The organism is Nocardia macrotermitis, assembly GCF_009604405.1.
GTDB lineage: Bacteria > Actinomycetota > Actinomycetes > Mycobacteriales > Mycobacteriaceae > Nocardia > Nocardia macrotermitis.
The window spans coordinates 1-25363 of record NZ_WEGK01000020.1; the positions used below are offsets into that span (position 1 = coordinate 1).

24 protein-coding genes are annotated in these 25363 nt (G+C 66.1%); 12 read left to right on the plus strand and 12 right to left on the minus strand.

Features of this window, described 5'->3' with window-relative positions; genetic code table 11:
- The 4 genes from NRB20_RS39105 to NRB20_RS32465 form a co-directional block, all read right to left on the minus strand.
- On the minus strand, positions 1-3916 hold a 3916-nt coding region (locus NRB20_RS39105), incomplete at its 3' end, for a DUF6531 domain-containing protein (RefSeq protein WP_194290090.1).
- 373 nt (positions 3917-4289) lie between these two features.
- Positions 4290-4547 (minus strand): DUF397 domain-containing protein, encoded by a 258-nt coding sequence (locus tag NRB20_RS32455; protein ID WP_319945682.1) that lies wholly within the window; start codon positions 4545-4547, stop codon positions 4290-4292.
- Positions 4502-4699, minus strand: a complete 198-nt coding sequence (locus NRB20_RS32460; RefSeq protein ID WP_153415240.1) for a DUF397 domain-containing protein — start codon at positions 4697-4699, stop codon at positions 4502-4504. The genes NRB20_RS32455 and NRB20_RS32460 overlap by 46 nt, the downstream gene beginning before the upstream one ends.
- Positions 4696-5589, minus strand: a complete 894-nt coding sequence (locus NRB20_RS32465; protein WP_153415241.1) for a helix-turn-helix domain-containing protein — start codon at positions 5587-5589, stop codon at positions 4696-4698. The genes NRB20_RS32460 and NRB20_RS32465 overlap by 4 nt, the downstream gene beginning before the upstream one ends.
- A 285-nt stretch (positions 5590-5874) precedes the next feature.
- Here NRB20_RS32465 and NRB20_RS32470 point away from each other — a divergent pair, with 285 nt between their 5' ends.
- The 3 genes from NRB20_RS32470 (at position 5875) to NRB20_RS32480 (ending at position 6951) form a co-directional block, all read left to right on the plus strand.
- Positions 5875-6213: a hypothetical protein gene (locus NRB20_RS32470; protein WP_153415242.1), complete on the plus strand. Its 339-nt coding sequence runs from the start codon at positions 5875-5877 to the stop codon at positions 6211-6213.
- Positions 6210-6560 carry a hypothetical protein gene (locus NRB20_RS32475; protein ID WP_153415243.1) on the plus strand — a complete coding sequence of 117 codons (351 nt, stop codon included), beginning with the start codon at positions 6210-6212 and terminating at the stop codon, positions 6558-6560. Before NRB20_RS32470 ends, NRB20_RS32475 begins: the two co-directional genes overlap by 4 nt.
- 136 nt (positions 6561-6696) lie before the next feature.
- Positions 6697-6951, plus strand: a complete 255-nt coding sequence (locus NRB20_RS32480) for a hypothetical protein (RefSeq protein ID WP_153415244.1) — start codon at positions 6697-6699, stop codon at positions 6949-6951.
- 6 nt (positions 6952-6957) lie between these two features.
- Here the strand turns inward: NRB20_RS32480 and NRB20_RS32485 are convergent, their stop codons facing one another.
- Complete coding sequence (locus NRB20_RS32485) at positions 6958-7893, minus strand: AraC family transcriptional regulator (protein ID WP_153415245.1); 936 nt, start codon at positions 7891-7893, stop codon at positions 6958-6960.
- 103 nt (positions 7894-7996) lie between these two features.
- Here NRB20_RS32485 and NRB20_RS32490 point away from each other — a divergent pair, with 103 nt between their 5' ends.
- Positions 7997-8416 carry a nitroreductase family deazaflavin-dependent oxidoreductase gene (locus tag NRB20_RS32490; RefSeq protein ID WP_153415246.1) on the plus strand — a complete coding sequence of 140 codons (420 nt, stop codon included), beginning with the start codon at positions 7997-7999 and terminating at the stop codon, positions 8414-8416.
- Between the two features lie 120 nt (positions 8417-8536).
- Here NRB20_RS32490 and NRB20_RS32495 read toward each other — a convergent pair whose 3' ends face one another.
- Positions 8537-9244 carry a VC0807 family protein gene (locus tag NRB20_RS32495; protein WP_153415247.1) on the minus strand — a complete coding sequence of 236 codons (708 nt, stop codon included), beginning with the start codon at positions 9242-9244 and terminating at the stop codon, positions 8537-8539.
- A gap of 755 nt (positions 9245-9999) precedes the next feature.
- A complete protein-coding gene (locus tag NRB20_RS32500; RefSeq protein WP_153415248.1) occupies positions 10000-10503 on the minus strand; it encodes a MarR family winged helix-turn-helix transcriptional regulator in 504 nt (167 codons plus the stop codon).
- 105 nt (positions 10504-10608) lie between these two features.
- Between NRB20_RS32500 and NRB20_RS32505 the strand changes: the two genes are divergently transcribed.
- On the plus strand, positions 10609-11061 hold the full coding sequence (locus NRB20_RS32505) for a nitroreductase/quinone reductase family protein (protein ID WP_153415249.1): 453 nt from the start codon (positions 10609-10611) through the stop codon (positions 11059-11061).
- Positions 11062-11099: 38 nt separating this feature from the next.
- Entirely contained in the window at positions 11100-11531 is a 432-nt protein-coding gene (locus NRB20_RS32510) for a PPOX class F420-dependent oxidoreductase (RefSeq protein WP_153415250.1), read from the plus strand.
- Positions 11532-11560: 29 nt separating this feature from the next.
- Here the strand turns inward: NRB20_RS32510 and NRB20_RS32515 are convergent, their stop codons facing one another.
- The gene (locus tag NRB20_RS32515) at positions 11561-12130 is read right to left on the minus strand and encodes a TetR/AcrR family transcriptional regulator (protein ID WP_153415251.1); all 570 of its coding nucleotides are present in this window, start codon (positions 12128-12130) and stop codon (positions 11561-11563) included.
- Positions 12123-12974, minus strand: coding sequence for an alpha/beta fold hydrolase (locus NRB20_RS32520; RefSeq protein WP_153415252.1), 852 nt, complete (start codon positions 12972-12974; stop codon positions 12123-12125). The genes NRB20_RS32515 and NRB20_RS32520 overlap by 8 nt, the downstream gene beginning before the upstream one ends.
- 426 nt (positions 12975-13400) lie before the next feature.
- On the opposite strand from NRB20_RS32520, the gene NRB20_RS32525 reads away from it, so the two are divergent.
- Positions 13401-15167: an ABC transporter substrate-binding protein/permease gene (locus NRB20_RS32525; protein WP_153415253.1), complete on the plus strand. Its 1767-nt coding sequence runs from the start codon at positions 13401-13403 to the stop codon at positions 15165-15167.
- Positions 15168-15213: 46 nt separating this feature from the next.
- Positions 15214-16014, plus strand: coding sequence for an amino acid ABC transporter ATP-binding protein (locus NRB20_RS32530; RefSeq protein ID WP_153415254.1), 801 nt, complete (start codon positions 15214-15216; stop codon positions 16012-16014).
- Between the two features lies 1 nt (position 16015).
- Here the strand turns inward: NRB20_RS32530 and NRB20_RS32535 are convergent, their stop codons facing one another.
- Both NRB20_RS32535 and ggh read right to left on the minus strand, forming a co-directional pair.
- Positions 16016-16774: a glycoside hydrolase family 25 protein gene (locus NRB20_RS32535; RefSeq protein WP_153415255.1), complete on the minus strand. Its 759-nt coding sequence runs from the start codon at positions 16772-16774 to the stop codon at positions 16016-16018.
- 123 nt (positions 16775-16897) lie between these two features.
- Positions 16898-18232 carry a glucosylglycerate hydrolase gene (gene ggh / locus NRB20_RS32540; RefSeq protein ID WP_153415323.1) on the minus strand — a complete coding sequence of 445 codons (1335 nt, stop codon included), beginning with the start codon at positions 18230-18232 and terminating at the stop codon, positions 16898-16900.
- 228 nt (positions 18233-18460) lie between these two features.
- Between ggh and NRB20_RS32550 the strand changes: the two genes are divergently transcribed.
- Together NRB20_RS32550 and NRB20_RS32555 are read left to right on the plus strand one after the other, a co-directional pair.
- Complete coding sequence (locus NRB20_RS32550; protein ID WP_454786553.1) at positions 18461-19354, plus strand: SDR family oxidoreductase; 894 nt, start codon at positions 18461-18463, stop codon at positions 19352-19354.
- Between the two features lie 195 nt (positions 19355-19549).
- Positions 19550-20401, plus strand: coding sequence for a polysaccharide deacetylase family protein (locus NRB20_RS32555; protein WP_153415256.1), 852 nt, complete (start codon positions 19550-19552; stop codon positions 20399-20401).
- 507 nt (positions 20402-20908) lie between these two features.
- On the opposite strand, the gene leuS is transcribed toward NRB20_RS32555, so the two are convergent.
- On the minus strand, positions 20909-23755 hold the full coding sequence (gene leuS / locus NRB20_RS32560; protein ID WP_319945683.1) for a leucine--tRNA ligase: 2847 nt from the start codon (positions 23753-23755) through the stop codon (positions 20909-20911).
- A 439-nt stretch (positions 23756-24194) separates the two neighbouring features.
- On the opposite strand from leuS, the gene NRB20_RS32565 reads away from it, so the two are divergent.
- The gene (locus tag NRB20_RS32565; protein WP_319945684.1) at positions 24195-24683 is read left to right on the plus strand and encodes an SdpI family protein; all 489 of its coding nucleotides are present in this window, start codon (positions 24195-24197) and stop codon (positions 24681-24683) included.
- Between the two features lie 46 nt (positions 24684-24729).
- On the plus strand, positions 24730-25350 hold the full coding sequence (locus tag NRB20_RS32570; RefSeq protein ID WP_319945685.1) for an HAD family hydrolase: 621 nt from the start codon (positions 24730-24732) through the stop codon (positions 25348-25350).
- The last annotated feature ends 13 nt before the right edge of the window (positions 25351-25363 follow it).

Genomic DNA, 25363 nt, shown 5'->3' on the forward strand with positions numbered 1-25363 from the left:
TGACGGCCGCGTTCGGTGCGCCCGGGGTGCTGGTGATGTTGGAGAGGGGGTCGTAGGTGTAGTGCTCGGTGGGGGTGTTGTTGGTGGTGATGGTGGTGATTCGGCCGGCGGGGTCGAGGGTGTAGTCGCGGTGTTCGGGGGGTTGGTTGGGGCGGGTGGTGGTGTGGTGGGTGAGGTAGCCGTCGGGGCGCCAGGTGTAGTTGTCGCGGCGGAGGATTCGGGAGGTGGGGCCTGGGTGGGTGCCGGGTGTGGTTGGGGCGGTGCGGTTTTCGTGGGGAGGTGGGGTGGGGGTTCGGGTGGTTAGTTCGCGGTGGGTGATGTGGCCTGTGGGGGAGAGGGTTTGGTGGAGGGTGAGGGTGTCGAGGTGCCAGCCGGTGGGGCGGCCCAGGCGGTCGTGGGTGAAGTTGATGGTGTGGTTGTCGGCGGTCATGGTGGTGACGCGGCCCGACGGGTCGTGGCCCCAGGTGGTGACCGCGCCTGAGGGGGTGCGGCGGGCGGTGCGGCGGCCGTGGGGGTCGTAGGCGTATTGCGTCGGTGGCTGGTTGTCGATGCGTTGGGTGGTGAGTTGGCCTGCGGGGTTGTAGGTGAATTCGATTGTGTGGGTGGGGTCTTGGCCGGTGCCGGAGGTGGCGGTGCGGACGCGGCCCAACAGGTCGTGGGTGTAGTGGAGGTATTCGCCGGTGTCGGCTTGGATGCGGACCAGGTTGCCCAGGGGGTCGTACCAGTGGCGGCGGGTGAGGCCGGTGGGGGTGGTGACGGTGGATACGCGGCCGCTCGGATCGTTGGCGTAGCGGGTGGTGGCGCCGGTGTAATCGGTTTCGGCGGCGAGGTTTCCGGCGAGGTCGTAGGTGTAGGTCCAGGTTTGGGCGAGGGGGTTGGTGACGGTGGTGAGGCGGCGTTCGCCGTCCCAGGTGTAGCGGGTGGTGGTGTGGTCTGGGTCGGTGCGGGCGGTCAGGAGGTCGAAAGCGCTGTAGTGGTAGCGGGTTTCGCCGCCTGCGCGGTCGGTGTGGGTCAGGAGGTTGCCTTCGCCGTCCCAGGTCCATTGTTCGTGGTGGCCGTCGGGGTCGGTGCGGCGCAACAGTTTTCCCTCGGGCGACCATTCGTAGTGGGTGGTGTTGCCCAGGGCGTCGGTGACCGCGGTTTGGCGGCCCAGGTGGTCGCGTTCGATGTGGGTGGTTGCGCCGTCGGGGTCGGTGACGGTGGTCGGCATGCCCGCGTCGTCGACGTCGATAGTGGTTGTGGCGCTTGTGGATTCGGTGATGCTGGTGACCGCGCCGTGGTGGTCGTGGCGGAATTCGGTGCGGATTCCGGCTTCGTCGATCGTGGCGGTGAGGTTGCCGTGGGCGTCCCATTCCTGGTGGCGGGTGGAGCCGTCGGCGTCGGTGATGGTGGTGGGGCGGTTGCGGGCGGTGTAGTCGATCGTGATGGTGTGTTCGTCGGGGCGGGTGATCTTGGTCAGGTCGCCGTGGGTGTTGTAGCTGTAGCCGGTGTGGTTTCCGTCCGGTCCGGTGATGCGGACGGGTTTGCGGTTGCGGAGGTAGAGGGTGGTGGTGCGGCCGCCGAGGGGATCGATGAGGCCGGTGAGTTGGAGGTCGGAGGTGAATTCGTAGATGGTGGCCGCGCCGGTGGTGTCGGTGACGGTGGTGCGGTGGCCGGTGCCATCGGGGTAGGTGAAGTAGTCGAATTCGGCGCTCATGATCCCGCCGGTGCCGCGTTGGTGGGCGATGCGTCCGGCGGGGTCGTAGGTGTTGAGCATCGAGGTGTTGTTGGAATCGGTCCAGGACGTCATCCGGTGTTCGGTGTCGTAGGTGTAGGTGTAGGTTGCGCCGACGCCGTTGGTGACGGTGGTCAGATCCCCTGCCTGGTAACCGAATTCACGAACCCTCGTGACGATCTCATCGCTGTCGCCACGGCCACCGCTATCGGCATCGCTATCGTCACCAGCACCAGCACCAGCATCGCCACGGGCACGGGCATCGCCGTCGCCATTGGCATGGGCATCGCTATCGCCGCTGCTATCGCTGTCGACATCGGCACCGCTATTGCCATTGCTATCCGCATCGGTACTGGAATGCCCGTCGCCACCGTGATCGCCATCGCCATCGCCATCGCCATCGGCACCGGCACCGGCAGCGCTGTCGCGATCGGCATTGGCATTGCGATCGGCATTGGCATTGCCATTGCTGTCGGCGTTGCCATCGCTGTCAGCATCGGTATTGGAATGCTCGTTGCCGTTGCCGTTGCCGTTGCCGTCGGCATCGGTACTGCGGTCGTTATTGGTACCGCCGTCGCTATCGGTATTGGTGTGCTGGTCGGGGTCGGTGTTCGGTGGGGTGGTTGGTGGGTGGCCGATGACCGAGAGGGCGGTGATGCGGCCTTCGGCGGTGTCGATGCGGACGTGGTAGCCGCCGGAGTGGGTGATGTGGGTGGGGGTGCCGTCGGGGGTGTAGTGGAATTGGATCCAGTTGTGGTGGCGGTCGCTGATGCCGCTGATGGCGTAGTTGCCGAGTTGGACGTCCAGGCCGGCGAGGGCGGGTTCGGGTTCGAAGTGCCAGGTGATTTCGGCGGTGGGGTCGTGGACGCGGTAGCCGCCGGTGTCGGTGCGGGTCAGGGTCCAGTCGAGGCCGGGTTTGGTGGGGGTGACCGGGATTCCGGGTTCGGAGAGGGGATAGGGCAGCAGGATGCCGTCTTCGCCGACGAAGGTGATGGCGTTGGTTTCGGCGACGATGCGCATGTCGAGGGTGGCGGACCAAGATGGTCCGAACCAGCGGCCGTAGCGGTAGTTGGAGCGGTGTCGTCGTTTCAGGATCAGCGGGAGGATGCCGGGGAGTTCGAGGTCGGTTTCCGGGAGTAGGAATTCGCCGGTTGCGGCGTCGACGGGGTCTTTGCAGCTGGTGGTTTGGTCGTCGGTGCGGTTGTTCTCCGAGGTCGGTTTGGTGGCCTCGTCGCTGACGCCCTCGTCCTTGGTGGCGCGGTCGTGGGCGTTGTTGCTACTGGTGTCGTGGTTGCTGGTGTGGGTGTCGCTGTCGTGCGAGGAAGTAGAGGTGTCGGTGTCATGGGACGAGGTATGAGTGTCGGTGTCGTGTGAGGTGGTGTGGGTGTCGTGGCTGGTGGAGGCCGGTTTGGTGGTGGTGTGGGTGTCATGGGTGGTGGTGTGGCCGCGTTCTTTGAGGGCTTTTTTCAGGTCCTGCCAGATCGTTTTCAGCTTCTTCAGCAGGGGGGTGAGTTTTTTGAAGCTGGCGGCGAGTTTGGCGAACAGTTCCGAGATCGTGGTCACTGTTTTGGCGACGTAGGTGGTGGCTTGGGCGGCGACCAGGGGTGTGGCCGCCCCCAGGGTGAATACTTCTTCCGCGGCCCAGGAGGCGAGGTGGCCGATGGCTTGGGCGATGAGGTCGCGGACGGTTTGGCGGACGAACGAGACGATCGCTCCGGCGAGTTCGACCGCGGAGGCGGCGGTGGAGGCGGCGTTGGCGGCGGTGGTGATCAGGCCGGTGGTGGTCGCGGCGTGGGTTTTGTATGCCTCGGCGGTGGCGCCGGTCCAGTCGGTGATGTCTTTCTCGACCGCGGATTTGTGTTGTTCGGCGGCTTGGGTGAGTGCGTTGGAGACGTTGGTCCAGGTCGTCGCGTAGGCGGTGATGGCGTCGGGGTCACCGGCGACCCAGTTCAGTGCTTTGCGGAGGGGTTCGACGTGTTCCATCAGGAAGCTGACCCCGTAGGAGGCCAGGGTGCCGATGGGGTCGATCACCAGTTGCGCGGTGTCCATCGCGGTGCTGGCGACGGTGAGTCCGGCTTCGATCCAGGATCCTGAGGAGATCGATTGGTGTAGTCCGGCAACGTCTTCGGCGATCGCGATGCCGGTGTACCACTGCGTCGAATCCTGCTTCTGCGCCACCAGCGGATTGGTCTCAGTGCTCATCGCATTCCCCCCGTGCCGCTATCCCGTACCTGCGCCCTCGTCACCGCTTCCAGCGTCGAGTGTTCAACAGGTAATATAGCCAACCCTTGCAACATCTTTCGGGTCCGAAGTCGGAACTATCCAGGTCCGAGGTCGGTGCTCACAGCACCGCTGGATCCGCTGTCGATCCTCGCCGCCGCTTTCCTGATCATCCGGTCAGCGATTGCTACGGCTGGCCGCGAGGTTGCGCAGGTCGAACCCAGCTGCGCGGACTCAGGAGACCGCGGACGTTGGGCGCTATGGCTTTCTGGAACGTCCCGATGTGGTGAATACGTCGACTCGGGTCCGGCGTTGAACTTCGTGAGGTTCGCTCGGTCGCCAATTCTTGTTGGGATCAGTCGAATTGGCTGTCTCGGATGCTGATGGTGAAGGCGTTCCACTCGTCGGTGTCGAAGACGAGTGTGGGGCCATCGGGATTCTTCGAGTCGCGGATGCCGACGTGTTGGGCTGTGAGCCAAGCGATCTCGACGCACTCCCGAGCCGAGCCGCTGTATGATGCCTCGAACCACTGCACGTGGATGACAGATCGCGGTGATCCCTTGGATGTCAGTCGAATTCGCCGCTTCGGATGCCGGTTGTGAAGGCCGTCCACTGCTCGGTGTCGAAGACGAGTGCCGGGCCATCGGGATTCTTGGAGTCTCGAACGCCGACCTGACCAGCGGTGAGCCAGGCGACCTCGACGCAAGCCTCCTTGGCAGTGCTCAGGCTGGATTTGAACCACTGTGCATGGGATAGGTCCGTCATGACTCGTGCCTCCTCGCGACCTGCCTGAGCAGGCTTCGTGACTGTTGTTCATCCAGGGCGGCACCGCCCAACTCCGCGTGGATCTCCCGATAGCGTCCCACATCCTCAGGCTCCTCGAAAAACATTGTGCCGATTGCACCTTCGGTGTAGACGATGGGTGGCTCCGCCTGGAACCGAGGGCTATCGGCTGGGAACTCCAGGATGATGTAAGGCGGCACGGCGATACCTCCGGCGGGTATGCTGGCCGAGAACGGCAGGACGCGTACGGTGAGGTTGGCGCGGGTACTCAGATCGGCGATATGACGAAGCTGTTCAGCCATGACCGCGTGCGATCCGACTACTGTGTGCAGGACGGATTCGGTGAGGATGAACTCCGCTGATGCCGGGCTGCGTTGCCGGGTCAGGATCGAAGCGCGACGTATTCGGAGATCGACTCGACGTTGGACGTCTTCTGGAGTCTCATCCGGAAGATACTGGTGCTCAACGGCTTTCGCGTATCTCAAGGTCTGGAGCAGTCCTGGGACGACGAGCGGCTGATAGAACAACAGTCTCGATGCCCCCGCCTCCAACCCCAGGTACGTGTTGTACCCCGGAAACAGCAGATGCCGCGACGCCTGCCACCACGACTTCGTCGCCATCTGCTGGGCGAGCGCCTTCAACTCCTCGATCCGTTCGGCCCCGAGCTCGTACAGCTCCCCGAGGGCCTCGATATCTCTCAGTCTGACTTTGTCGTTCTGCCCCTTCTCGATTCGGCCGAGCGAGGTCTTCCCCATCTCCATGAGTTGGGCGGTGCGTTCCAGGGTGAACCCGGAGCCTTCGCGGGCGTCGCGGAGTGCGCGGCCGAGTTGGCGGCGCGGGAGGGTGGAACCGGGTTGATCGTCCTTCGTCATGAGCTCCCCTTCTCGCTCGGTCCGAAATGCTCGGTCCGGATCGGACCTTTATTCGGTCCGAATCGGACTTTATTCTAGGGCGGATCGGACCAGACTCTGGGCCGATACGTGAATTCTTTCCGGCGAGGTTTCGCAACTGTCGCGATGTTGTTCGGCTGCCGCAGGATGGACGGCACGGTTCCGCAATTCGGATATCGCCCGATCGTGCTGTTAAGAGCTGGTCAGAGCGGGTGTCGAATTACTGGAATATCCATTTGATCAGATGCCGCAAGGGGAATGCGAGAAATGCTGTTCTACACCGGAAGTGGAGATGAGCTGGTGATTCCGTCGGGGGTGTGCGACCGTGCCGAACTGGAATTGTCCCATATGCTGATGCAGCAACATCACGTATGCCGAATGGACGGGTGCGCGTGGAAATGGGTCGCGTACGGCACGCTCGTCCATCACGGCCGCATCGTCCCGCCGGAATCGAGTCCGCGCCAGCGCGCCCACGCTCGCGGTATCGAATTCCCGGTCACCCCGGTGACATCGCCCGCGAATTCCCTTGAGCCACAAACCTTCCGGCATGTCCTGGATGCCCTGGACAAGCTGGCCGCCGATATGCGCGCGGAGGTGCGGAAGTGAGCGCGGTGAACGCCTGGGAGGCGTTGTCCAGCATCATCACCGTGATCGCGGTGAGCGTCGCGGCCCTGCTCACCCTGGCCTGCCTCTGGCCCGAACCAGACCGCCGCCCACCGCACGCCCGCTCCCGCGCCCGAAACCCCTACGCCGGTATCCCGGCCCCGTGGCCCGCCCACTGGAGCTGCGACTTCCCCGGCCGCCCCCTGACCGTCGACGAAGCCCACCGCGCCATGCAACTCCACCGCGAACACGACTGTGCGAGAAAGAGAGTCGCCATGACCATGCTCGTAGCCGAGGGCCGCATCACCCCCGATTCCTCCCGCCACTACCGGCGGCGAGCGCGAGCGTGACAGATGGATCGTGGGTGGAGATGTTCACCCCCGCACCGGCTGAGCCGTGGTCGTCGCCGAGTGCCCTTGGCCGCGAACAGGATTCCGGATGAACTTCGCTCCGAATCGCCCTGCTTCGGCGATCGGATGGTTCACAATGGAGGAATCGATCGCCTTCCCCGAGAGCGGCATTCAGGTGTGCAACGGTGCGTTCGACAACGACCGGTACGGTTACGTATTCGCCGAGAAGGGCATCTACCAGAACCAATCATTCGGCGCGGGCACGGAGAATCGGTGGGTCGATCTGAGCGACGGCGGTGAGGTATCGGTGAAGCAGCTGCACTCGGACGGGACGACGACATACGGAACCATCCGAGTGTCCCAGGTGGACAACGACTATCACCGTTGGTGAGCGGCGTCAGCGGGCCGTGCTCCTCGCGCGTATCGTGTGGCGGTAGGCGCCGGGGGCCTGTCCGCGGTCGCGGCGGAAGGCGCGGCTGAAGGCGGGCAGGGAGGTGTAACCGACTGTGCGGGCGATGGTTTCGAGGGTGTCGTCGGTATCGCGGAGGCGGAGGGCGGCGAGGTTCATGCGCCAGCGGGTGAGGTAGCTGCCGGGGGTTTCGCCCGCGACGGTGCGGAAGCGGCGGGCGAGGGTGGTGCGGGAGACGGCGAGTTCGGCGGCGAGCAGGTCGGTGGTCCAGGGGCGGGCGGGGTTCTGGTGGAGTTTGGTCATGGCGACGCCGACCAGTGGGTCGCTCAGCACGGCGAGCCAGGAACCGTTCTGCTGCACCGGCTTTCGATCCAGCCAGACGCGGATCAGCTGGATCAGCAGGACGTCGATCAAGCGGTTGAGCACAACCGCGGTGGCCAGTTGCGGAGTCGCCAGTTCGCGGGCCAGCAGGCGCACGGTGTCGTCCAGACAGCTGCCGCCGTTGTCCGCGCGGATGTGCACCAGTTCCGGCAGCGAGGTCAGGACCTGCGTGGACACCACCGGGTCGTACTCGTAGCAGGCCCCGAGAATGTGGGTGCGGACCTCGCCCTCGCCGAGCCGCAGCACGCTCGCCTCGGCACGGGCGTGCTCGGCCCGGACCGAATCACACGGCCGCGCAAGGGCTTCCGAGCCGTCGCCGAGGGTGTGTTCGGACCCGGTCGGCAGCAGCACGACGTCGCCGGGCATCAGCCGCACGGGTTCCCCGCCGGGCAGGCGCAACCACGCCGTGCCCGCGATGACGGCGTAGAACACGGCCGGACCGCTGTCGGGCCAGGACACCTTCCAGCTGTCGGCGGCCTCGATCCGCACCCCCAGCGAACCGCGGACCCCGGTGACGGTGAGCACATCGGCCAGCAGATCCATATATCCGACAGTACCGACGATCTGGATCCGGTGAAACAAACAGCTAGCTTTTCGGCTGTTTCAGTCATCGCTACGGTCGCTGCACGCCCATATTGTGGTGTTCATGACTGAGGCAATCGATCTGGACGAGATGAACCGCAAGGTCATCGCCGAATTCCGCAGCACCGACGGAGTCACCGAGATATTCGCGGGCACGCCGATCATCCTGGTCCACCACATCGGCGCGAAATCCGGCATCGAACGCGTCGCCCCGCTCGTCTACTACGCCGAGGGCGACCGCCTGTTCATCTACGCCAGCAAGGGCGGCTCGGACGAAAACCCCGCCTGGTACCACAACCTCCTGGCCCACCCGGAAACCAAGGTCGAACTCGGCCCCGACACCTTCCCGGTCCGCGCCCAGGTGCTCACCGGCGCCGAACGTGACGAGTTCTACCTCAAACAGGCTGCCGCCCAACCCCAATTCGCCGAATACCAGAGCAAGACCAGCCGCGTCATACCGGTCATCGAACTCGTCCGTATCTGATCGGAGTTGCGACTTCCCCGGCCGCCCCTGACCATCGACGAAGCTCACCGTGCCATGCAGCTCCATCGCGAACACGGCTGTGCGAGAAAGAGAGTCGCGATGACGATGCTCGGAACGGCTTCAGGCGTGGGCTGCCGTGGCCTCGGCACGCGCGACCCGGGCGCGGGCCCGGCGAACCACGGCCGTGGTGACGGCGATCAGCACCGCGAAGGTGACGATCATCATGACCGTCGACAGCCACACCATGGTCGAGACGGGCAGGCGGTAGACCAGCACCACGCGCACCGCGGCCTCGATGCACAGTCCGCCGCCCCAGACCAGGCTCAGTGCGCTGACCACGCGCCGCATCGGCGGGCTGGTGCGGTACCGCTCCCGGAACGCGGCGGCGGCCTCGCCGGACATGCCGTGTTGTGCGCTGACGTAGATCAGCGGCCTGCCGAAAGCCGTGCTGAGCAGGAAGGCCGCGCCGATCAGGGCAGTGGTGAGGGAGTCCTTGGCGATCGCGAAACGGGCGTCACCGGAGACGAACGTGAGCACCAGGCCCAGCACGAAGCTCGCCAGGATCACCGAGGCGAACGGATCGATCCGCCGCTTGCGCACGATCTCGGCGATCACGAACACACCCGACAGCACCGTTCCGCCGGTGAGCGCAACCAGATCACTCGCCCCGGCGGCATGCAGCGCGTAGTAGGCCGCCATCGGAATACCGGCGTCGCGGAGCAGTTGGCGGGCAAGGGCTTTGCGATCCATCCCGGGTGCGGCGGTTTCGTCCTGCCCGGAACCGCTCGCCCCGGGTTTCCGAAGGTCCTGTGAATCCGCGAATGCCATTGTGCGCGAGCCTTTCTCGATATGCTGGTTGCCGAGTCACCCCGGGGTTGCCGGGGTTCCCGTCTCGCCCTCCATATTTCGCGATCGGCCCACCGGCGCGCATCGGCCGGAGGGTGGAGCAGGGTGGAGACACTCATCTCCACCCTGACAGTCGAACCGTCCCGAGCGCCGTATTCGTGTGTCGCGCTTTCGGCTCGGTTACCAACGTTCGCAACACTTGCTTCCGGGGCGGAGTCGGGCCAGCTGGTCATCGAAGAGGGTGTTGCGAAGAAATGCTCGGCCTGTGACGCAGCGGCCGACCGCAGAGTGCAGGTGCTTTCGGCCGCCCGTTGCTGCGCTTGCCCTCAGGACGGATGCCCCCGCGAGACGAGCGCCGCCGACTGGTGAGGTCGCCTGTTCAACTGTCGACTCATCTATTCGCAGCATTTCGTGGTCGGGGTCCGCTACCTCCGTGACGTCCCGCAGGTGACCAGGCGGGGTAACTCGTCAACTGTCCGTCGCGAGTTGCCGACGGTTTCCATCCGTCAGGTGACCGGAAGCGGAGCGTGGTGACGTAGCGGCTCCAGGTTGCTGCCACCTCGGCGACGAGCGGGGACGCGGGGCCGATGCGGCGGGCCGGTTCGCGCATCGTCCGGGGAGATGGTTCGACGTCGCGGCCCGGAGTTCGTGGCGGCCCCAGCCGGTGCCGGGCCGCTGGTGGCATCGAGCACAGCCGCTTCGTGTCGGGGCTGAGTCGGGTTGCCGCAGCACGTTTTTCATCGTGGTGGCCGGCGGCCGTTGGTGAGGATCGACAGCAGCGTGCGGCGGAGCCGGTCGCGGTCGGCGTCCGGAATGTCCGTGAGCAGATCGCCGACTTCGGTGGTGAACTCGGTGTGGAACGCGTGCGCGGTCTGTCGCCCGGTGGCGGTCAGCGCGACCTGCACGGCGCGGCGATCGCCGACCACGGGCTGCCGCTGGACGAGATCGCGTTGTTCGGCGCGATCGACCAGGCCGGTCAGCGCGGCACGTTCCACCTGGAACATGTCGGCCAGGGCGGCCATCCCTTTCGGTTCGGTCAGCAGCACGCACAGCAGCCGGGACTGCATGGCCGTCAGCCCGTGCCGTTCGGCGACCGTGGTCTGCAGGTGGTTGAACATGCGGGTCACGTGCAGCAGCGAGGTCACCAGGTCCGGCGAGGAATCGGACGCGGTGAGCGGATCGAAGCCGTCGCCGCGGCACCCGGCCGCGAGGACGTCGCCGGTGTGCCCTGACTCTCCCACTCCCCGATGATACCTGGGCTATATAATTAATGGCGCGTACTATCAGTGGAGCGAATAATATTCGAAGGGCGGTACTGCCCGCTTCCGGCTGTGAAAGGTGACTTGATGAGCTTCGATACCCGCGCGGGAACTCGTGGTGGGCGCCAGCCCGCCGGCGTGCTGGCCCGGCTGCTGAATACGGTGATGGCCCGGCGTATCCGCCGCAGTGGCGGCGTCGGCGGGATGAAAGCGCTGGTGCTGACAACCGTGGGGCGCAAGACCGGCCAGGAGCGCGCCACCCCGGTCAACTGGTTCCCCGGCCCGGACGGCAGCTGGCTGATCGTGGCCTCCGCCGCCGGTGCCTCCGGCAATCCCGGCTGGTACTACAACCTCGGCGCTCATCCCGACAAGGTCCGCATCGATATCGACGGCCGCAGCGTCGCCGTCGCCGCCGAACAACTGCGGGGCGGCGAACGGGCGCAGGCGTGGAAACAGATCGCCGAGAGCGCACCACGTTTCGCCGGTTACCAGACCAAGACCGACCGCGAACTACCCGTCATCCGTCTCACCGCCCGCTGACCCACCCACCACAGCCGATCCACTCCGAGAGGACCATGATGACCTTCACCGATACCGAATTGAGCTACATGGCAGGGCAGCGGCTCGGCCGGCTCGCCACCGCTCAGCCCGACGGCACGCTGCAAGTCAGTCCCGTCGGATTCCGCTACAACGACCGCACCCGCACGATCGACATCGCCGGGCACAACATGGCCGCGAGCCGCAAATTCCGCAATGTCGCCGACAACGGCCGAGTGGCCTTCGTGATCGACGACGTCGCCTCCGTCGACCCGTGGCAGCCCCGATTCCTGGAAATCCGCGGGCACGCCGAAGCCATCGCCGAGCCCGCCGATTCCGCCTACGCGGACGCCGCCCCGCCCGGGTTCGACGGTGCGATCATCCGCATCCATCCCGAACGGCTGATCAGCTTCGGCGTCAACAACCCGCCCGACATGGGACAACGCGCGATCAGTACCCGCAACGTCGACTGAGACGACACCCTGCGGCTGATCGGTCGGCATCACTCCCCGACGCTGCGCAGTCCGCGATCGATGAAGCCGATCATCCACTCGTAGCTGTCCTGCGGGTCGCCGGTCCAGTGGAAGCCGCCGGAGGCTTGCAGGACGGCGAAGCCGTGGAAGGCGCAGCGCAGGGTGCGCACGGCGTGGTCCATATCGGCCTCGGGGATGCCGTAGCCGCGCAGGACCGCCGCGATCGAATCGATAACGCGCCCACTGGATTCCAGGAGGGGATCGTCGGGGCCGGTGAAGCCCGAGGCGTTGATCGCGGTGTAGCGGCCGGGGTGCGCGGCCACGTAATCGCCGAAGGCGTGGGCGAAGGCGCGCAGGGCGTCGGTGCCGGAGTGGCCGTGCATGGCGTCGCGGATGAGGGTGTCGGCCTGGTTCATGGCCAGGGCCGCGATGTCGTGCTGGAGTTCGGCCAGGTTGGTGATGTGTTTGTAGAGGGAAGGCGTTCGCACGCCGAGCTTTTCGGCGAGCAGGCCCATGCTGAGGTTGGCGAAACCGATCTCGTCGGCCAGTTCCGCGCCCGCCCGCACCACCTCGGCGCGGCTGAGTCCGGCCCTAGGCATGCTGTTGTCCGGCAAGGAATTTCACGGTCAGCTCGGCGACCCGGTCGGCGGCGTCGGCGTGCGGGTAGTGGCCCGAGCCCGGGATCAGCTCGACCCGGCCCAGTCCGGCGGGCATGAGGGCGACGACCGCGTCGGCCTCGGCCTTCGGATCGGCCCAGTCCGGATCCTCGGTGCCCATCACGATCAGCGCGGGGCAGGAGATGTTCGGCAGCTGCGTGTGCGCGTCGGCGGGGGTGGACTTGCCGGTCTTCAGGAAGTCCGCGAAACGCCCGGGCTCACGGAGTTTCGCCGCGAGGGCGGCCATGGCCTCGGCGTGGTCGGCGGGCTTGGTCGGGTAAGCGACGTCGAGGTAGCTCATCCACGCGCCGAGGCTCTTGAACGCCTGCGTGCCGATCAGCCGCAGCGCGCCGCGACGGTAGCGCCCGACGGTGAACAGCGCGCCCATCGCGACGGTCTGATTCTTGGTGAAAGGGCCGAGTTCGATTACGGCACTGACCAATTCGGGTTCCTGGGCCGCGGCGATGGTGGCCGCGCCGCCGGAGAGCGAGTGACCGATGATGACCGCGGGACCGCTCAGGTGCCGGATCAGGGCGAGTAGATCGCCCGCGACGTCGGTGCGGGAGATGGCCTCGCTGCCGTCGTGCGAGGTCCAGTTCATGCTGGATTCGCCGTGGCCGCGCATATCGGCGTTCGCGACGCGGTATCCGGCGTCGACCAGCAGGGGGGCCAGGTGGCGGAAGGCGTTGCGGTGATCGCCCATGCCGTGGGACAGCACGATCAGCGGGCCGTCGCCGGTCACGTCGTAGGCGATCTGGCCGTTGCCGATGGTCAGGAACTCGGTCATGTCAACTCCCGGGGAGCTAGTAGCTAAAGCTGATAGCCATAAAGCTAATCCGATTAGCCATTAATGTCAACCCCTGCCGCCAACCTGCGTTGCGCTGCTGCCGGCGTGCTGCGCCCCTTGGCCTGTGTCTACTGCGAACCTTGCCGCTGACCTGCTGCGACCTTGCCGCTGGCGCGCCGTCACTCCTGCCGTTGGCGTGCTGCGGCCTCGCTGCTGATCCGCTGCGACCGCTGGTCTGTACCTGTTGCGAATTCTGCCGCCGACCTGTTGGGATCTGCCGCGCTCGAATCAGGTTGATCGGAGAGGTTTCCGCGCGACGTGCGCAGGTGGATGATGGCTGCCGTGCCAGAGGATCCCCGCCTGTTGCGTCCGTCCGTGCCGGGGATCCGGCTAATGTCTCGGACTATGGTCCGTATACCTCGTTCGATGGTTCGTGCGCTGGTCACGGTGTTGTCCCTGGTCGCCGTGCTGGTCGTGGCCGGTTGCGGTTCGAACGGGGGCAATTCGTCGGCCGGTCGCGATCTGTGCTCACCGCCCGGGGAGGCGTCGGCCGCGGCCGCGCCCACGAATCTGGCGGCGGGGGCGTCGGCGGGCGCGGATCGGTTCACCACGCAGACCGTCGAAACGTTGGATCGGATCGATGTGAGCAAGCTCGGGCTGCTGTCGCCGGGCGTGCTGAGTGTGGGGACGTTGTCCGACGCGCCGCCGAGCATCTGCGTGGACTCCAAGGGGCAGTTCACCGGATTCGACAACGAGCTGTTGCAGGCGATCGGTGCGAAACTCGGTCTGCGCGTGCAGTTCTCGGGGACGGAGTTCTCCGGTCTGCTGGCGCAGGTGGCGAATCGGCGGTTCGACGTCGGGTCGTCGAGCATCACCACCACCGATCTGCGACGTCGGCTGGTCGACTTCACCAACGGTTACGACTTCGGGTACTTCTCGCTCGTGGTGCCGAACGGCAGTGCGATACACGGCTTCTCGGATCTGCGGCAGGGGTTGCGGATCGGCGTCGTGCAGGGCACGGTGCAGGACGAGTACGTCGTCAACACGCTGCACCTGGACCCGGTGAAATTCCCGGACTACAACACCGCCTACGCGAACCTGAAAACCGGGCAGATCGATGCCTGGGTGGCCCCCTCGGCGCAGGCCACCGGCGCGGTCAAACCCGGGGACGCGACCTCGATCGTGCAGAACACGTTCAGCCTGGACAATTTCACGGCATGGGCTGTGCGGCAAGGGAATCAGCCGCTGATCGACGCGCTGAACGCCGGTCTGGACGCGGTGATCGCGGACGGCACCTACGCCAAGTTGTACGCCAACTGGGAGCCGCGACCGTTCCCGCCGGGGTGGAAGCCGGGGTCCAAGGCCGCTGTCACGCCGCAGCTGCCGGATTTCGCGAAAATCGCTGCCGAACACCATAGTTCGAATACCGCGCAGGCCGCACCCAAGTCCACGCTGGCGCAGTTGGGCGATACATTCTTCAACTGGTCGCTGTATCGCAAGGCATTTCCCGACCTGTTCAAGACCGGTCTGCCCAACACGCTGATCCTGGCACTGGTTTCGGGTGTTCTCGGCTCTGTGATCGGTATGTTACTGGCGGTGGCGGGTATCTCCCGGACGCGCTGGCTACGTTGGCCCGCAAGGGTTTACACCGATATCTTCCGTGGACTGCCCGCCGTGGTGATCATCCTGATCATCGGTCTCGGTATCGGACCGGTGGTGAAGAACCTGACCGGCGGCAATCCGTACTGGCTCGGCGCGGTCGCGTTGGCGCTGCTGGCCTCGGCGTATATCGGGGAGATCTTCCGGTCGGGTATCCAGTCCGTGGAGGCCGGGCAGTTGGAGGCCGCGCGCGCGATCGGATTCGGGTACCGGCAGTCGATGACGCTGGTGGTGATTCCGCAGGGTGTGCGAAGAGTGTTGCCCGCGTTGATGAACCAGTTCATCGCATTGATCAAGGATTCCTCGCTGATCTACTTCCTCGGGTTGTTGTCCACGCAGCGCGAACTGTTCGCCGTGGGGCGGGATCTCAACGCGCAGACCGGAAATCTCTCACCGCTGGTCGCCGCGGGCCTGGTGTATCTGCTGCTGACCATTCCGTTGACGCATCTGGTCAACTACATCGACCGTCGGCTGCGCACCGGGCGGGCGGAGAAGGCTGTCGAACCCGTCGCCGAGAGTCTGGCCGTGGAATGAGGATGTGCCGACCACGAGACGTGTACGCGGGGAAGAAGGTGCAGGCATGCGTGACGAGAAGGGAAAAGGCTTGAGCAACAACGAAACCGATGGCCGACCGGGTGCCGCGACCGGCACCCGGACCAGCAGCTCGCTCACCGGCGCCGACCTGCACCTGACACTCGGCGGCAACCCCGTGCTGCGCGGCGTCGACATCCACGTCGACGCGGGCCGGACCACCACCGTCATCGGCCCCTCGGGCTCGGGCAAATCCACCCTGCTGCGCGTGCTGAACCGCCTGCACGAACCGGATTCCGGCGATGTGCTGATCGACGGCGTCTCGGTGCTGGGCGAGGATCCGGACCGGCTGCGTCAGCGCATCGGCATGGTGTTCCAGCACTTCAACCTGTTCCCGCACATGAGCGTGCTGGACAATATCGCGCTGGGCCCGCGCAAACTGCGCGGACTGTCCCGCGACGCGGCCCGCGCCGTCGCACTCGAACAACTCGAGACCGTTGGCCTGGCCGCCCGCGCCGACACCCGCCCCGCGAATCTCTCGGGCGGACAACAACAACGAGTCGCCATCGCCCGCGCCCTGGCGATGAAGCCCGAACTCATGCTCTTCGACGAAGCCACCTCGGCCCTGGACCCCGAACTGGTCAAGGGCGTGCTGGCCCTCATGACCGACCTGGCCTCGGGCGGTATGACCATGATCGTCGTCACTCACGAAATGGGTTTCGCCCGTTCGGTTTCCGACAGTGTCATGTTCATGGACCAGGGCAAACTCGTCGAATCAGGTTCTCCCGAAAAGATTTTCGACGACGCGCAAACCCCGCGTCTGCGGCAGTTTCTGTCTCAGGTCCTGTAGCTCAGCTGCTTCCGCTGCTGCCGAAGGACGGGATGTTGGCGTAGCGGCCGAAATCGCCCTGGGCGCCGCTGTAGACGTTGATGTCGGTGCCGCCCGCGATGCCCGGGACGCGGCCGGAATCCGTTGTCTGCCAGAAGGTCCAGGTCGGCCAGCCGCCCGGGACGTCGGGTTGGGGCTTGCCGCTGTAGTCCGCGATCCAGAGCGGGTAGCCGGTGAACTGGTTGGAGTTCGCCATGGCCGTGCGCCAGAAGCGGGGGTAGGTGTAGACGATCGGGACGCGGCCGGTCAGGGACTGGACCGTGGTGAGGTAGCGGTGCGTCCAATCGATGAGTGCGGCCGGCGGGAGACCGCCGGAGTTCTCCATGTCGAGTACCGGGGGCAGATCCAGCGGGCCGTTCTGACCCAGGACCACCGCTGCGTACAGGGCGGCCTGCGGTTCGGGCGGCAGGTTCGGCTGCGCGAAATGGTAGGTGCCGCGGGCGACCCCGGCCGTGCGCATGAGCACGCTGTCGGGGACGAAGAACGGGTTCACGTAGTTCAGTCCCTCGGTTGCCTTGAGCATCGCGAAGGTGTGGCCCGAACCGCGCACGGCGAACCAGTCGATCAACCGGCCGTCCACGTGCTGCCACGACGAGACGTCCGGACCGGTGGGCGCGGCGGTTGCCGGTCCGGTTGCCGAAAGTATGCCGACTGCGGCGACGGCCGACAGCGACAGGAGTGAGCGACGAACATTGGGGCGAGCCGTTATGCGTCGATACATGGTCAAAAGGGTAAGCGGATGTGGCTGTTGTGACCAGAGTCATGACTGTGTTCTGTGACAGTGGATTGCCTGGGATGTGCTGTTTCAGTGCATTCGCACTGAAACGCGGTCGGCGAGGGCCGGTCAGCCCAGCCAGTCCAGCACCGAGGCCGCGGTCCAGGACTGCTGCATACTGCCCAGCGGCGCGCCGCTGAACGGGTCGTAGTACTCGGCGAAACTGCCGTCCGCGGCCTGCCGCAGACCCTCCGCGCGCAACATGAACGAGCGTTCCGCCCACCCCCGGCGCGCGAAGACCCAGGAGAACAGCCAGCTCATCACCGGCCAGACCGGGCCGCGCCAATATTCGGTGCGGCGGAAATCCTTCGACACCGGGGAGGTGGACGGCGGCAGGGCGTAGCGCAGATCCGGATGTCCGCAGTAGCGCGGGCCCTCGAAGACGCGCAGCAGATTGCGTTCGGTCTCGCGGGGCAGGCCGCCGCACAGCAGCGGCGAGAACATCGCGAGCGTATCGGTGCTGATCCACGAACCGAGCCGCAGATCGTAATCGCGGGCCGCACCCGAACGCGGATCGGTCGTCGCGATCACGCCCGCGCGGAAATACGCGGCCCACTCGTAGAGCTCGCGCACATCGGCGCGCGGCAGCCGGTAATCCTCGCCGATCGAGGCCAGCACCTCGCAGGCCAGCACGAAGATCGCGGTGACGAACACGTCCTCCACCGCGAAACTCAGCGTCGAGGCCTCCTGGAAATCGTCGTATCCGCAGCGGCGCATCTGCTCGACCAGCCACAGGTAGCGGTCGTACTCGCGGTCGGTGGGGCGCTGCTCCGGATTCACCAGCGTGGTGTCCTCGCGCTGGTAGGGCGGTAGATCGCCCGGGACGACGTTCTCGTAGGCGCGATCCCAGCGCGGCGAATTGTCCATCCCGGACTCCCAGCCGTGATAGATCGTGATGCGCCCGTTCTGTTTCGGATCGCGCGAATGCGCCAGCCAGCGATGCCAGCGCATCAGATCCGGCCAGCGGCGATCCAGGAACTCCTCGGCGGCCGCGCGGGTGCTGCGACCGTGCCGCCGCGAATGATCCAGGATGCGCTGCACCGCGATCGCGTGCACCGGCGGCTGCGTGATGCCCGAGGTGTCCGGGCCGTCGGGGGCGTTGGCCGCGAGCCGGCGGCACTCCCAGCGCGCGGGGCCCGGGAAATAACCGTCCACACCGTTGGCGAACACGATGTGCGGGATCATGCCGTTCTTCCACTGCGCCGAGAGCAGCGTGTCGAGCTCGACCACCGCGCGCTCCACGCTCAGCGGGGCCAGACCGACCGAGACGAACGCCGCGTCCCAACTCCACATGTGCGGGTACAGGCGGGGCGCGGCGCTGGTCATCGTGCCCAGATCATTACCGCGCAGCAGGTACGCCGCGCGGGCAGCCAGCTGTGTCGGTGTGAATCCGGGCCCGTTCATCCCCCCATTCTGCGACTTCACCTTCAGATATGCGCGTTGCGCAGCGCGGCCGTGCTGCGGCCGGTCCGTCGGTGCCTCGTGGTCGGTGATGCTCACCTGTGCCTCGGTTCGTGAGTTGCGGTGGGGAATGAGATGAACGCCACCATTGTGGATAACCGCTCCGCGTTACCCGCACCCGGTTCGTACGTGCGGGCGCCGGGGTGCGGAAACGGCCGTTACCGTGGGGGCATGGTTGCCGAGACGACGAGACCGACCGCGCTGATCACCGGTGCCAGCCGAGGGCTCGGTGCGGCCATCGCGCGGGAGCTGGCGGCTACTCACCATCTGCTGCTCGGTGCGCGTACGCCTGAGGCGTTGGCAGGGATTACGGCGGAATTGTCGGGGATCACCGCAGGTCGGTCTGTGAATGGCGGAGATCTGTTGGAAAGCGACGTCGATCATTCCGAGGGCGGTGTGGGGAGGTCGGGGAGCGCTACCAATCGGTTCGTGGGTAGTGGAGATCGGTCCGGGCTGGGTGCGGAGCGGTCGAGGTTCGAGGGCGGCGGGGATCTGTCCGGCTGCGGGGAGCTTCCCGGTTTCACGCCGTGGCCGGTCGAGCTGACCGACTATGAGGCGGTCGCCGCCGCCTGTGCCCCGATCGAGCGCCTGGACGTCCTGGTCCACAACGCCGGTGTGGCGGATCTCGGTACCATCGCCGAGTCCTCGGTGGCGCAGTGGCGAAACACCTTGGAGGCCAACGTGATCGCGGTCTCGGAACTCACGCGACTGCTGCTCCCCGCCCTCCGAGCCGCGAAAGGTCATGTGGTGCTGATCAATTCGGGCGCGGGCCTGCGAGCCAACCCCGGCTGGGGCGTCTACGCCGCCAGCAAGTTCGCCCTCCGCGCCTTCGGCGACGCCCTCCGCCTCGAGGAACCCGAATTGCGCGTCACCTCAATACATCCCGGCCGCATCGACACCGACATGCAACGCGCCATAGTCGCAGGCGAAGGCCACGACTACCACCCCGAACAATTCCTCACCGCCCCCACCGTCGCCCGCACCGTCCGCACCGCCATCGAAACCCCTCGCGACGCCCACCCCACCGAAATAGTCCTCCGTCCGATCGCCCGCGACGCCGTATAGCACCCGTCGTCATCCGCGGGATACCCATCGCGGCAGAGGGAGTTGCGGCTCAACGGCCACTACGACTGCTTCCAGTCGAAAGTATTGTGGCGCTTGGGGTCCGGGAAGGGGCTGGAAATTTCTCTCCGCGCGGGGGTGGGCGGTGTGGGGTAGGTTTTCGGTGTCTGTGTTTCCGGGGTGAAGTGGTCTGCGCGTATGAGTTCGACGGTGAATCGAAGGCAGTGGTTGACGCTGTTGGCGGCGGGGACCGCGGCGGTGCTGTCGGGATGTGATGCGAGTCATGGGGTTTCGATTCCCGGGGCGGGGGCGAACCACCTGGTGAAGGGGGTGCCGTCGCAGACTGCTGTGCCGACGACGTCCGTGTTGCCGACCACGCGGGTCGCGGCGCCGCTGTTGCCGCCGCCGCCCGGGGGGCCGAAGGCTCGGCTGACTCGGCGGACGCTCACCGCGCTGCCGGGGAAGGGGAACAATCTCGCGCTCACCGTCGATGACGGCGCGGATGCCGCGGTTGTCGGTGCGTACATCAAGTTCGCGCAGGACACCGGTGCGCGGTTCACCTTCTTCGTCACCGCCTCCTACAACTCCTGGATCGTGCACCGGGACGCGCTGCGGCCGCTGGTCGAGTCCGGGCAGATCCAGTTGGGCAACCACACCTGGGACCATCCGGCGCTGACCAGGCTCTCCACCGCGGGCGTCGCCGGACAGCTCGAGCGCACGAAAACCTTCCTGCGCAACAACTTCGGGGTCGACGGCACGCCGTTCTATCGTCCGCCGTACGGCTTCCACAACGCGACCGTGGACCGGATCGCCGCCGAACACGGCTACACCGTGCCGACCCTCTGGTACGGCTCGCTGAGCGACTCCTCGATCGTCACCGAGCAGTACCTGATCCAGATGGCGCACCAGTACTTCAACCCGCAGGCCATCGTCATCGGCCACGCCAACCATCCGGCTGTCACACACTGTTACAACCAGATGGTGGATGTGATCAAAGAGCGCAAGCTGTCCATGGTCACCTTGAACGACGTCACTGTGCCGCCTGCCTGAGCGGTACGGGATTGCCTTTCGCTCAACGTATTTGGAAGTGGCGGCAATTCTCCATTTGTGGAATGTCAGGGAGATTCGCCATGCGGCGAACGATTTCATTCTTTCGGGAAGAAGTCCAGGTAGGCGGCGTACTGGATAGCGTTGTGGGCCATCGTCAAAACTGGACGGTTGACAAATAACGCTCGTGAAAACAATTCATGGCTACTGATCCGCAATTCGTAACGACTGCGCCTTCAGGGCGATAGACCAGGTATCGAAGGGAATTGTCACAAGGACCGTTCCCGTGATCCGACAGGAGTTGCCCTCATGGATCTCGGTACAGCATTCAACGTATTCCTCAGCCTGTTCGGTATACACATCGGTACCGGCGGCGACCTGCACCTCGGCACCGGGTCGGGTTGAGGATCCACCGTGAACGGCCGTGGACGGGCGGACAACGTGCCGCCCACGGCTGCCGCATCGGTGAGACCGGGATCGTCCGCCGGTCACGGTCTCCGGAATCGGTTGTCAGGCAACGACGTTGACCAGACGGCCCGGAACGACGATAACCTTGCGCGGAGTCTTTCCGTTCAGGAACTCCAGGAGTTTCTCGTCGGCGAGGGCGATGGTCTCGATGGCCTTCGCGTCGGCGTCGGCGGGGACGCTGATGCGGCTGCGGACCTTGCCGTTGACCTGGATGGGGTACTCGACCGAATCCTCCACCAGCAGTGCGGGATCCGCGATCGGGAAGGGGCCGTGTGCCAGAGCGGTGGTGTGGCCCAGGCGTTCCCAGAGTTCCTCGGCGATGTGCGGGGCCATCGGGGCCAGCATCAGGACCAGGGGTTCGACCACCGAGCGAGGTGCGCCCTCGGGGTGGTTCTTGGTCAGGAAGTTGGTCAGCTCGATCAGCTTCGCGCCCGCGGTGTTGTCGCGCAGGTTGGCGTAGTCGTCACCGGCGCCGGCAATCGTCTTGTGCAGCAGGCGAAGTGCCTCGGGAGAGGGTTCGGCGTCGGTGACGCGCACCGCACCGGTCTCCTCCTCGACCACCAGCCGCCAGATGCGTTGCAGGAAGCGGTGCGCGCCGACGACGTCCTTGGTCGCCCACGGCCGCGAGGTGTCCAGCGGGCCCATCGACATCTCGTAGAAGCGGAAGGTGTCCGCGCCGTACAGATCGCACATGTCGTCGGGGGAGATGGCGTTCTTCAGCGACTTGCCGATCTTGCCGTACTCCTGGAACACCTCCTCCTCGACGCCGGACGGGTTGACCCAGAAGAACTTTCCGCCCCGCTCCTCGATCTCCGCCGCCGGGACGTACGCCCCCCTCGCGTCGGTGTACGCGAACGCCTGGATATACCCCTGGTTGAACAGTCGGCGATACGGCTCGACACCGGTCACATCACCCAGATCGAACAGCACCTTCTGCCAGAACCGCGCGTACAGCAGATGCAGCACCGCGTGCTCCACACCGCCGACGTACAGGTCCACGCCGCCCGGATCCTGTGCGCCGTGTTCGGCGGGACGCGGTCCCAGCCAATACTTCTCGTTCTCCGGCGCGCAGAAGGTGTCGGTGTTGGTCGGGTCGGCGTAGCGCAGCTGATACCAGGAACTGCCCGCCCAGTTGGGCATGACATTGGTGTCGCGGCGGTACTTCTTCGGGCCGTCGCCCAGATCCAGTTCCACGTGCACCCAGTCGGTGGCCTTGGCCAGCGGCGGGGACGGTTCGGAGGCGGCGTCGTCGGGGTCGAAGGTGACCGGCGCGAAGTCCTCGATCTCCGGAAGTGTCACCGGCAGCATGGATTCCGGCAACGCGTGGGGTGCGCCGTCCTCGTCGTAGACGATCGGGAAGGGCTCGCCCCAGTAGCGCTGCCGGGCGAACAGCCAGTCGCGCAGCTTGTACTGCACCGTGCCCCGGCCGTGCCCGTCGGCCTCCAACTGTTCGATGACGCGCGCCTTGGCGGCCTCGACCTCCAGCCCGTCCAGGTAGCCGGAGTTCACCAGCGGACCCTCACCGGAGTACACGGCCTGTGAAACATCCCCGCCGGCAACGACTTCCAGGATCGGCAGGCCGAACGCGGTGGCGAATTCCCAGTCCCGCGCGTCGTGTCCGGGCACGGCCATGATCGCGCCGGTGCCGTATCCGCTGAGCACGTAGTCGGCGATGAAGATCGGCGCCTGCGCGCCGTTCACCGGATTCGTGGCGTACGCGCCCAGGAAGACGCCGGTCTTCTCCTTGTTCTCCTGACGCTCCAGATCCGATTTCGCCGCGATCGACTTGCGGTATGCCGCAACGGCTTCGGCCGGAGTCGCGGTCTCGCCGAAGGTCCAGCGCGCGTCGGCGCCGGCGGGCCAGGAGGCGGCGGTCAGGGTGTCGACCAGATCGTGTTCGGGAGCCAGCACGACGTAGGTCGCGCCGAACAGCGTGTCGGGCCGGGTGGTGAAGACCTCGATCGTCTCGGAGCCCGCCTCGAACCGCACCTGCGCGCCGCGTGAACGCCCGATCCAGTTGCGCTGCATGGCCTTGACGTTCTCGGGCCAGTCCAGGTGATCCAGATCGTCGACCAGCCGGTCGGAGTAGGCGGTGATGCGCATCATCCACTGCCACAGGCGTTTCCGGAACACCGGGAAGTTGCCGCGCTCGGAGCGTCCCTCGGCGGTGACCTCCTCGTTGGACAGCACCGTGCCCAGCCCCGGACACCAGTTGACCATCGAATCGGACTGGTAGACCAGGCGATACGAGTCGATCAGCGCGTTGCGCTCGGTCGCGGACAGCTCGGCCCAGACCGTGCCGTCCTCGGGAACCCTTGTGCCGCTGTCGAATTCGGCGATCAGCTGGTCGATCGGACGCGCCTTACCCGCCGCCGTGTCGTACCAGGCGTTGTAGATGCGCAGGAAGATCCACTGCGTCCACTTGTAGAACTCCGGATCGGTGGTGGCGAACGAACGCCGCCGATCGTGACCCAGACCGAGGCGGTCCAATTGCCGCTGCATGGTCGCGATATTCGATTCGGTGGTCACCCGCGGATGCGCGCCGGTCTGCACCGCGTACTGCTCGGCGGGCAGCCCGAACGCGTCGTAACCCAGCGCGTGCAGCACATTGCGGCCGGTCATCCGGTGGTAGCGGGCGAACACATCGGTCGCGATATATCCGAGTGGATGCCCGACATGCAGCCCCGCACCCGACGGATACGGGAACATGTCCTGGATGAACAGCTTGTCGGCCGGAATGTCACCGTGCAGCGGGCCGACCGGATTGGGCGCGTGGAACGTGCCGCGCTCCGCCCAGTTCTGCTGCCATTTGCGCTCGATACGTCCGGCGAGGTCGGCGTTGTAACGGTGTGCGGGCACCTCGCCGGTCCCGTCGCCACGTCCGTTCACGGCTGCGTCGGTCGGTTCGTTCGCACGAGTGTCCTGCACGATCCTGCCTTCTACTAATCGAGCTCCCCGGAGTGAATATTGCCCCTCAGGGTAGAACGTGCGCACGTCAGCGCCCAAAAAGGGGCGGCTCTCTCCCACGCGGCGGCGATCGGTGTGGTCATTCACGGGGACTCGGTACCTGGTGCGTGTCACCAAAGAGCCGGTAGAGCAAGCGAAGCCACAGTTCCGGTTGCGGTGGGTGGAATCTCGTTGGAGCCGCTTCGCCTCGGGCGCTGATGGCCGATCACGCCCAGTACTCGCTTGCGGCGCTGGTGGAAAGAATGGGGCGCGAGCGACTCGCGGCTCTGTCGATCGCACCCACCGTGGCCCTACGCCTGTCCTTGGATGATTTCGCGAGCCGTGCCGGATCTCGACGTCGTTGCTGTGTGAGCCGGATTCGGTGGCCTTCCCGGCATGGCGCTGGTCACACGGGCCGGGGGCGCACCACGCGGGGATCCGGTACGCGAGTACCGTCGTCGGGGTGATCGTGGTGGCGTTGATCCTGTTCGTGCTGGCGGCGGTGGCCGTTGTCACCGGGGTACTCGGGTTGACCGGCGCACTGCCCCCCAATCGGTACTTCGGCGTGCATACGCAGGAGGCCATTCAGAACGAAGAGGCGTATCTGCTCGCCAACAAGGTGGCCGGGCCGACCTCGATCGGCGCAGGACTGCTGCTGATCGCGGGTGGTGTGGTCGCGCTGCTGGCCGGGCCGATCGCCGGAATCCTCGCCGCGGTCGTGGCCGCGGTGATCGCGCTGTTCACGCTCGGCGCCGGTGTGAATGCCGCCGGACAGGCCATCGCGCGGCTCGCCCCGGCCACGGAGGTCGGGAGTTGCGGGAGCGCGTGCGGCTCGTGTTCGTTGCGCGACGCCTGCCAGCCCGCGAACTGAACGGGTTCGAGACGATGAATCGCATCCGTGTGTCGCGGGGTTCGCGGTGAGTTCCGGAGCGCTGACCGTCGGTTTCGACCTCGATATGACGCTGATCGACTCGCGTCCCGGCATCGGCGCCTGCTACCGCGCGCTGTCCGAACGCACGGGCGTGCCGATCGACTGCGATCTGGTGGTCACCCGGCTCGGCCCGCCGCTGGAAGAGGAGATCGCGAACTGGTTCCCGGCCGCGGACGTCGCCGCGATCGCCGAGCTGTACCGCTCGATGTATCCCGAACACGCCATCGCCGGAACGGTGATGATGCCGGGTGCGCGCCGCGCGGTCGAGGCCGTGCAGGCCGCCGGTGGCCGTGCGGTCGTGGTCACCGCGAAGTTCGAACCGAATGCGAAACTGCACCTGAAACATCTGGGCATCCCCGCCGACGCGGTCGTCGGAAACCTGTGGGCCGAACGCAAGGCCGAGGCGTTGCGCGAATACGGCGCCGGTATCTACGTCGGCGATCACACCGGGGATGTGCGCGGCGCGCGCACGGCCGAGGCGTTGTCCGTCGCGGTCGCCACCGGTCCGTGCAGCGCGGAGGAACTGCGCGCGGCAGGCGCGGACGTCGTGCTGGCCGACCTCACCGAATTCGAAACCTGGCTCACCACATACCTTTCGGAGCGTTAGCCCCCGGCATGCC

Excerpts from the sequence above, each read along its gene's own strand:
- NRB20_RS32495 (WP_153415247.1), bottom strand. The coding sequence starts at position 9,244 with ATGGCATTCGCGGATTCACAGGACCTTCGGAAACCCGGGGCGAGCGGT.
- NRB20_RS32525 (WP_153415253.1), top strand. The coding sequence starts at position 13,401 with ATGGTTCGTGCGCTGGTCACGGTGTTGTCCCTGGTCGCCGTGCTGGTC.
- NRB20_RS32550 (WP_454786553.1), top strand. The coding sequence starts at position 18,461 with ATGGTTGCCGAGACGACGAGACCGACCGCGCTGATCACCGGTGCCAGC.
- NRB20_RS32520 (WP_153415252.1), bottom strand. The coding sequence starts at position 12,974 with ATGACCGAGTTCCTGACCATCGGCAACGGCCAGATCGCCTACGACGTG.
- NRB20_RS32460 (WP_153415240.1), bottom strand. The coding sequence starts at position 4,699 with ATGACGGACCTATCCCATGCACAGTGGTTCAAATCCAGCCTGAGCACT.
- NRB20_RS32470 (WP_153415242.1), top strand. The coding sequence starts at position 5,875 with ATGCTGTTCTACACCGGAAGTGGAGATGAGCTGGTGATTCCGTCGGGG.
- NRB20_RS32515 (WP_153415251.1), bottom strand. The coding sequence starts at position 12,130 with ATGCCTAGGGCCGGACTCAGCCGCGCCGAGGTGGTGCGGGCGGGCGCG.
- NRB20_RS32535 (WP_153415255.1), bottom strand. The coding sequence starts at position 16,774 with ATGTATCGACGCATAACGGCTCGCCCCAATGTTCGTCGCTCACTCCTG.
- ggh (WP_153415323.1), bottom strand. The coding sequence starts at position 18,232 with ATGAACGGGCCCGGATTCACACCGACACAGCTGGCTGCCCGCGCGGCG.
- NRB20_RS32485 (WP_153415245.1), bottom strand. The coding sequence starts at position 7,893 with ATGGATCTGCTGGCCGATGTGCTCACCGTCACCGGGGTCCGCGGTTCG.
- NRB20_RS32465 (WP_153415241.1), bottom strand. The coding sequence starts at position 5,589 with ATGACGAAGGACGATCAACCCGGTTCCACCCTCCCGCGCCGCCAACTC.
- NRB20_RS32490 (WP_153415246.1), top strand. The coding sequence starts at position 7,997 with ATGACTGAGGCAATCGATCTGGACGAGATGAACCGCAAGGTCATCGCC.
- NRB20_RS32555 (WP_153415256.1), top strand. The coding sequence starts at position 19,550 with ATGAGTTCGACGGTGAATCGAAGGCAGTGGTTGACGCTGTTGGCGGCG.
- NRB20_RS32510 (WP_153415250.1), top strand. The coding sequence starts at position 11,100 with ATGACCTTCACCGATACCGAATTGAGCTACATGGCAGGGCAGCGGCTC.
- NRB20_RS32505 (WP_153415249.1), top strand. The coding sequence starts at position 10,609 with ATGAGCTTCGATACCCGCGCGGGAACTCGTGGTGGGCGCCAGCCCGCC.
- NRB20_RS32530 (WP_153415254.1), top strand. The coding sequence starts at position 15,214 with ATGCGTGACGAGAAGGGAAAAGGCTTGAGCAACAACGAAACCGATGGC.
- NRB20_RS32480 (WP_153415244.1), top strand. The coding sequence starts at position 6,697 with ATGGAGGAATCGATCGCCTTCCCCGAGAGCGGCATTCAGGTGTGCAAC.